The 6,383-nt window shown below is 42.9% G+C and carries 5 protein-coding genes and 4 tRNA genes; 6 read left to right on the forward strand and 3 right to left on the reverse strand.

What is annotated here, in order from left to right; translation table 11 throughout:
- Positions 1–720: 720 nt before the first annotated feature.
- Positions 721–2,061, reverse strand: coding sequence for a CDP-diacylglycerol--serine O-phosphatidyltransferase (gene pssA / locus R7E29_RS16635; RefSeq protein ID WP_025998545.1), 1,341 nt, complete (start codon positions 2,059–2,061; stop codon positions 721–723).
- Between the two features lie 71 nt (positions 2,062–2,132).
- Positions 2,133–2,564 carry a GNAT family N-acetyltransferase gene (locus R7E29_RS16640; protein ID WP_017633746.1) on the reverse strand — a complete coding sequence of 144 codons (432 nt, stop codon included), beginning with the start codon at positions 2,562–2,564 and terminating at the stop codon, positions 2,133–2,135.
- Positions 2,565–2,665: 101 nt separating this feature from the next.
- On the opposite strand from R7E29_RS16640, the gene murB reads away from it, so the two are divergent.
- Positions 2,666–3,709 carry a UDP-N-acetylmuramate dehydrogenase gene (gene murB, locus R7E29_RS16645; RefSeq protein ID WP_053303319.1) on the forward strand — a complete coding sequence of 348 codons (1,044 nt, stop codon included), beginning with the start codon at positions 2,666–2,668 and terminating at the stop codon, positions 3,707–3,709.
- Complete coding sequence (gene birA / locus R7E29_RS16650; protein WP_005373054.1) at positions 3,706–4,671, forward strand: bifunctional biotin--[acetyl-CoA-carboxylase] ligase/biotin operon repressor BirA; 966 nt, start codon at positions 3,706–3,708, stop codon at positions 4,669–4,671. Before murB ends, birA begins: the two co-directional genes overlap by 4 nt.
- A gap of 7 nt (positions 4,672–4,678) precedes the next feature.
- Here birA and coaA read toward each other — a convergent pair whose 3' ends face one another.
- The gene (gene coaA, locus R7E29_RS16655) at positions 4,679–5,602 is read right to left on the reverse strand and encodes a type I pantothenate kinase (RefSeq protein WP_005388683.1); all 924 of its coding nucleotides are present in this window, start codon (positions 5,600–5,602) and stop codon (positions 4,679–4,681) included.
- 205 nt (positions 5,603–5,807) lie between these two features.
- On the opposite strand from coaA, the gene R7E29_RS16660 reads away from it, so the two are divergent.
- The 4 genes from R7E29_RS16660 to R7E29_RS16675 all read left to right on the forward strand — a co-directional run bounded on the left by R7E29_RS16660 (position 5,808) and on the right by R7E29_RS16675 (position 6,203).
- Positions 5,808–5,883: transfer RNA gene (locus R7E29_RS16660), tRNA-Thr, on the forward strand.
- A gap of 36 nt (positions 5,884–5,919) precedes the next feature.
- A tRNA-Tyr gene (locus R7E29_RS16665) sits at positions 5,920–6,004 on the forward strand.
- A gap of 35 nt (positions 6,005–6,039) precedes the next feature.
- Positions 6,040–6,114: transfer RNA gene (locus R7E29_RS16670), tRNA-Gly, on the forward strand.
- A gap of 13 nt (positions 6,115–6,127) precedes the next feature.
- Positions 6,128–6,203: transfer RNA gene (locus R7E29_RS16675), tRNA-Thr, on the forward strand.
- Positions 6,204–6,383 lie beyond the last annotated feature (180 nt).

Raw genomic sequence — 6,383 nt, forward strand, 5'->3', positions numbered from 1 at the left:
CGGCCTGTCACGCCGGGGGTCGCGGGTTCGAGTCCCGTCCACTCCGCCACTTATATTAAGCCTCAGTCGAAAGACTGGGGCTTTTTTCGTTTCTACTGCGGCGTTTCCCTGAAGTGTGTTTACACCTAACTAGACTACTCCCCATAATCCCTACTAAGCGAACTCTGCGTGATTACACACTAGGCTTTAATTAATTATAGGCCGGTGATGCTGTGGAAAGACAATATGACCTACGAACAAGCCTAAGTAATCTATGGTATTCAAAGGCGTTCAACGGCTTGAATCTTGATGAGAAAGAAAAAACGAGCTGTGCGCATAATCCAGAAAAGCGTCATATATACCCCAATCTCTCCTGGCTCAAAAATCAAACGACTTGAAAAGAATTGGAAGGTGAAAGATTGAAGGAGCTCTTCATTAGCGAGGTGATGATTTTCGACGCTGAACATTTGATGAGTCTCAGAAAAAATATATCGCCAAGGGGTAAGAAGCGCCAAAACAGAGAGGGGTAGCTTAGCTCGAGGCTGTAAGCTATGCGGAATACTCACAAACGTCAAAGCTCAAATCCATTAAGAGAATCGCTCTAGATCTAAGTGGTTATGTGCTCACTAGCGGTACTAGAAAATAGTTAAGTATTCCAAATGGATTATATGAAAAAGCCAACTGCTAAAGCGGTTGGCTTAGTATAAAAATCTCGACGTACTTTAGAGCGAGAAATGATGTCTAAAGAATACGTTTTAAAACACCATCTGCCTTTAGGCGGGTGATTTTTCTGACCAGTCGCTGTACCCCTATAGGATAGTCTTCTACTTTCTCTAATTGCTTATAAGTACAGATAAGGTGAGTATGCTCAAGAATACGCGAAACTTCGTCTTCAAACTTCCCAGTGAGCTTCGCATAATTGTCTTGTATGAGTAGCCCATTTTCTAGGTCGAGTGACCAAGCACGTGGATTTAGGTTATTCCCAGTAAGTAGCATATAGCGTTTATCAACCCAAATACCCTTAAGGTGGAAGCTGTTATTGTCATGCTTCCATAGGTGAATTGACAATTTACGTGCGGCGATATTCGCTTCATTGGCTTTCGCAAAGCGACGCAAATTCACTTCGTAAAGATATGGAAGTCCGCCAATGGTTTTAAAGTCTTCCTCAGGTGCAATGTAAAAGTCGTTGGCGGTTTTATCACCCACAACAATAGTTACTTTCACACCACGCTTCATGGCTCGTTTCACTTCACGATGAAGTGCTTTAGGGAAGTTAAAGTAAGGCGTACAAATGAAAATTTCGTCTTGGGCTGCTGCCAATAACTTTACAATCTGTTGATTGAGCAGATTACGGCGTTTGCCTAGCCCAACTAACGGAGTGACTTTTACACTTTCTTCTGTTGCAGCTTGGTCTTCAAACTTATAGTTGGCTTGAGCAAGAGAAGCCCTCAGTTGGCGAATCGCCGACTTTATTTCTTTGGTTTCTGGCTTATCTTTTCCTGCAAGATCATTAACGGCAGGGTGAGCAATCATTTCTTCCTGAATGAATTGCACCATTGAATTCGCTAAAGATTCATGTCGAATCATATGGTAACGATCAAATCGATAACGTTCATGATAATGGAGATAAACGTTATTTAAGCTCGCTCCACTGTAGATAACAGTATCATCGACAATGAAGCCTTTTAAATGCAGTACCCCAAAAACTTCTCTGCCACGCACTGGTATGCCATAGACAGGGATTGGGTGCTGGTACTTACTGGCATATGCTTTGTAAAGCGCTGAATTACCCTCAGATGTCTCCGCACCAATCAGGCCACGCTGCGCTCGATGCCAGTCGACACAGATATTGATGTCCAACCCAGGATTGCGCTGTTTCGCTTCATAAAGCGCAGTGAGAATTTCACGTCCAGCTTCATCATCTTCCAGATATAGAGCGACTAGGTAAATTCGCGACGTTGCTTTGCTGATAGCATCTAAAAGACGGGTTCTGAATGATTCTGCTGAATACAGAACATCAAAGTCTTCCGGATTGACAGCGAGACTTGGCAACTGTTCGAATGGATTCCTACTTACTATCATATCGGTATGAGTACCTTAGTTTAGTGCAATATTGCGAACCTGCCATTTTATCAAAGATATGATTTACCTGGCTACAAAAGCACGCGTTTTGATGTCGTTGAAGAGATGAATTGCATTGGAATGAGATCTTTACCGCTATCTACGTAACGTTGAAATGCCATTTTTAGCGGGTGTGGTAGCTCAGAGCAATCAATTGTTGTGAATCCATGCTTGGAATAATAGGATTCGAGATGTGTAAACGCGAAGCAATAATCGCCATCAGTGAAAACATTGTTTTTACAATGGGTTAGTAGTTTTTTTCCAATCCCTGTTCCCCTAACTTTCGGAATGACCAACATTCCTGTCAACAGACGAACTTTATCTACACCTTTTAAACGTAGTAACGCAATGATTTCACCCTTATGGCTTGCTGTAATGATCAATTCATCCTTTTTGGCTCGACCCGCAGGGTAATACGCTTTGTATAGTTTCTTAATGAGGGGGAGCTTGATGGGATTTAACACTTCTATGATTAATGAGTCTGGTATTGTCACTGCGGTTAAAAGATAACTAATGTAGAATGTCGACAGTTTAAGAGAATCTTATCTGGTGTTGCAAACCTACTATGCAAATTAAAACAAATGCGAGCCTAAAGGCTTACCATACTTTTGGAATTGAACAATCGTGTTCCTATTTAGCTATCGTTGAGTCGCTCGAAGATGTTATTGAGCTATTTCAAAACCCAAGATTCACCCATTTACCGAAACTTTTTTTAGGTAAAGGAAGTAATGTTCTTTTTACAGAACATTTTGAGGGATTAGTGATTGTTAATCGAATCATGGGTAAAGAAGTCACGGAAACGGATGAGCACTACCTATTACATATTGCCGGTGGTGAAGATTGGCCTGAATTGGTTTCCTGGTGTGTGAATCAGGGGATCGGTGGGATCGAGAACTTAGCTTTGATTCCAGGTTGTGCTGGCTCGGCTCCTATTCAGAACATTGGTGCGTATGGCCTAGAGCTAAAAGACATCTGTGATTATGTAGATGTTCTTGACCTAACTACGTTTGAAAACAAAAGAATGCACGCCCAAGACTGTGAGTTTGCCTATAGGGATTCCATATTTAAACATGCGTTGCACGGAAAGTGCTTTATCACCGCATTAGGGCTTAAGTTGGCGAAGCAATGGCAGCCGATTAACCAGTACGGCCCTTTACAAAGTATCCCAGAAGAACAACTCAGCCCTGCTTCTATCTTCGAACGAGTATGCCAAGTGCGAAAGGCAAAACTACCAGATCCAACCAAGATAGGTAACGCAGGTAGTTTCTTTAAAAACCCAGTGATCACGCAAGATCACTATGATCGACTCACAAAAAAATACCCTAACGTAGTGGCCTACCCAGCTTCTGGAGGAATGAAAATTGCTGCTGGTTGGCTTATCGATCAGTGTGGATTAAAAGGGAAGTCTGTACACGGTGCGCAGGTCAACCCTATGCAAGCTTTGGTTTTGACCAACATGGATAATTGTAGTGCAGATGACATTGTCGCGCTTGCTTCTTTAGTGAAGCAGACAGTATGGGACAAATACCAAATCATACTTGAGCATGAAGTACGCTTTCTCAATCGTACTGGGGAGACCAATTTGGCTCAGATCGAGGCATCTAGATGAGAAAAGATCACTCTACGAAACTTCATATTCTAAAGTTATTAAGTGATGGCGAGTTTCATTCAGGAGAAGCGTTGGGCGACGATCTTAATGTTTCTAGAGCGGCAATCGCTAAGCACATTAAAGGTCTTAGTGAATGGGGTATTGATATTTATCGAGTGCAAGGGCGCGGTTACCAATTAGCCTCACCATTGCAGTTGTTAGACGAGACTCTCCTTACCACTAGCTCGGAGTCACTTGTTGAACTCGTCCCTGTGATTGACTCAACGAATCAATATTTGCTCGACAGAGTCGCGGATTCGGAAAAGGGCCGTGTTTGTATTGCTGAATATCAAGCACAAGGGCGTGGTCGCCGCGGTAGACAATGGGTCTCACCGTTTGGCTCTAACTTATATCTCTCTATGTATTGGCGACTGGATGCAGGAATGGCTGCGGCAATGGGCTTGAGCTTGGTGATTGGGATTGCCGCAGTGGAAGCTTTGGAAGAAGTAGGCATGCAAGGTGTTAAACTCAAGTGGCCGAATGACTTGTATTATCAAGATAAAAAACTGGCCGGAATCTTGGTTGAAATGTCGGGTCAGGCCGGTGGGGCTGCTCATCTAGTGATTGGGATGGGCCTGAATATTGGAATGCCTGACGACCAGCCTGAGATTGACCAGCCATGGACCACGTTGAACCAAGTAAATCAGAGTCTCAAGATCGATAGAAATGTTCTAGCAATGACACTTATCAAGCATTGGAATTCCGCACTTGTCGAATATGAAATGAAAGGACTTACTGGCTTTATCGAACGTTGGAATCGGTTAGACAATTTCCTTAATCGTCAGGTCAAACTGCTTATTGGTCCTAGAGAGGTATATGGCGTCGTTCGAGGCATCGATCATCAAGGTGGAATATTAATCGAAACCTCCCAAGGACTAGAGACTTATATTGGTGGTGAAATCTCGTTGCGTAAAAGTGACTAATCTTCGATTACTTTCGCAACGAGACTTTATCAACTAAGTGGTTAACGCCTTTGTGTAGAATCAAGTGGGCTCTCTCACGAGTTGGAAGAATATTCAATTCTAAATTGAGCCCATTAATATCATGCCAAATTTGCTTCGCTTTTTTCTTTGCGTCATCGACAGAGAGTTGTGTGTAGTGGCTAAAATAAGAGCCTGGTTTCGTAAAGGCCCCTTGGCGAAACTTTAAAAAGCGTTCTACATACCAATGTTCAATGGTCTCTGTTTCTGCATCGACATAAATTGAAAAATCTAAAAAGTCAGAGACGAAGACACGATGCGGGTCATGTGGATAGTCCATTCCACTTTGCAGAACGTTTAAACCTTCAATAATAAGAACATCCGGTCTATCCACTTTTCTTAGTTCATCAGTAATGTCATACGTGATGTGAGAGTAGATGGGTACTTCAAGATCGGGCTTTCCTGCCTTTACGTCAGACATGAACTCGACTAAGCGCTTGATATCATAGGATTCTGGGAAGCCTTTACGATGCATGATACCGCGTTCTTCTAGTACTTTTTTCGGATATAGGAAGCCATCTGTTGTAACCAAGGACACTTTGGGATGATTCTCCCAACGAGAAAGCAATGCCGTTAGAATACGAGCAGTCGTACTTTTGCCTACAGCAACACTGCCAGCGATACCAATTACGAAAGGGGGAGCATGTTCCTCTGTATTTAAGAATTGTTGTAATACGGAATTGCGGCTTTGACGAGCCTGGACATACAGATTCAAAAGACGAGACAAAGGAAGGTAGATCTCTACCGCTTCCTCCATGGTTAGGTTTTCATTAATGCCCTGAAGCGCAGTCAAGTCGTCTTCAGAAAGTGTCATCGGTACAGAGTTTCTTAACTCGGCCCAATTTGCACGGTCAAATGACAAAAATGGACTCATGGGTCTCTTTTATCCTTGGTTTAATAGAAGCAAGAACATACATCAAGCGAACTTCAAAGCAAACGACAAAGGTCGAAGTTTACTTTAAAAAAGCTAAGTTTGTACGAATTTGCAGCAAACGAATCTAAAAAATCGAAATTTATGATTTTTTTTCAAATTACTATTGCAACCTAGAAAATCATTCAATAGAATGCGCACCACTTATGCCGACTTAGCTCAGTAGGTAGAGCAACTGACTTGTAATCAGTAGGTCACCAGTTCGATTCCGGTAGTCGGCACCATTCTTTCCTTTAGTAGTCTGAATGGCTTGAAAATTTGGAGGGGTTCCCGAGTGGCCAAAGGGAGCAGACTGTAAATCTGCCGGCACTGCCTTCGATGGTTCGAATCCGTCCCCCTCCACCATATTCTTTAGGAAATAGCTCTCAGAGTTACGTGTTGCGGGCATCGTATAATGGCTATTACCTCAGCCTTCCAAGCTGATGATGCGGGTTCGATTCCCGCTGCCCGCTCCACTCTAATTTGAGTGCTGATATAGCTCAGGTGGTAGAGCGCATCCTTGGTAAGGATGAGGTCGGCAGTTCGAGTCTGCCTATCAGCACCAGCTCTCAAGTTTATTTCCTTTTGATATTAGATTTACCAATTATCTTTTTTTGGTTGCGTGGTCAATTTGGGCCACCTAAATCCGTACCTAGAGGGACCACTCATGTCTAAAGAAAAATTTGAACGTACGAAACCGCACGTTAACGTTGGTACTATCGGCCACGTTGACCACGGTAAAACA

It is taken from the genome of Vibrio sp. Vb1729, assembly GCF_033338655.1.
In the GTDB taxonomy this organism is placed as follows: Bacteria; Pseudomonadota; Gammaproteobacteria; order Enterobacterales; family Vibrionaceae; genus Vibrio; species Vibrio alginolyticus.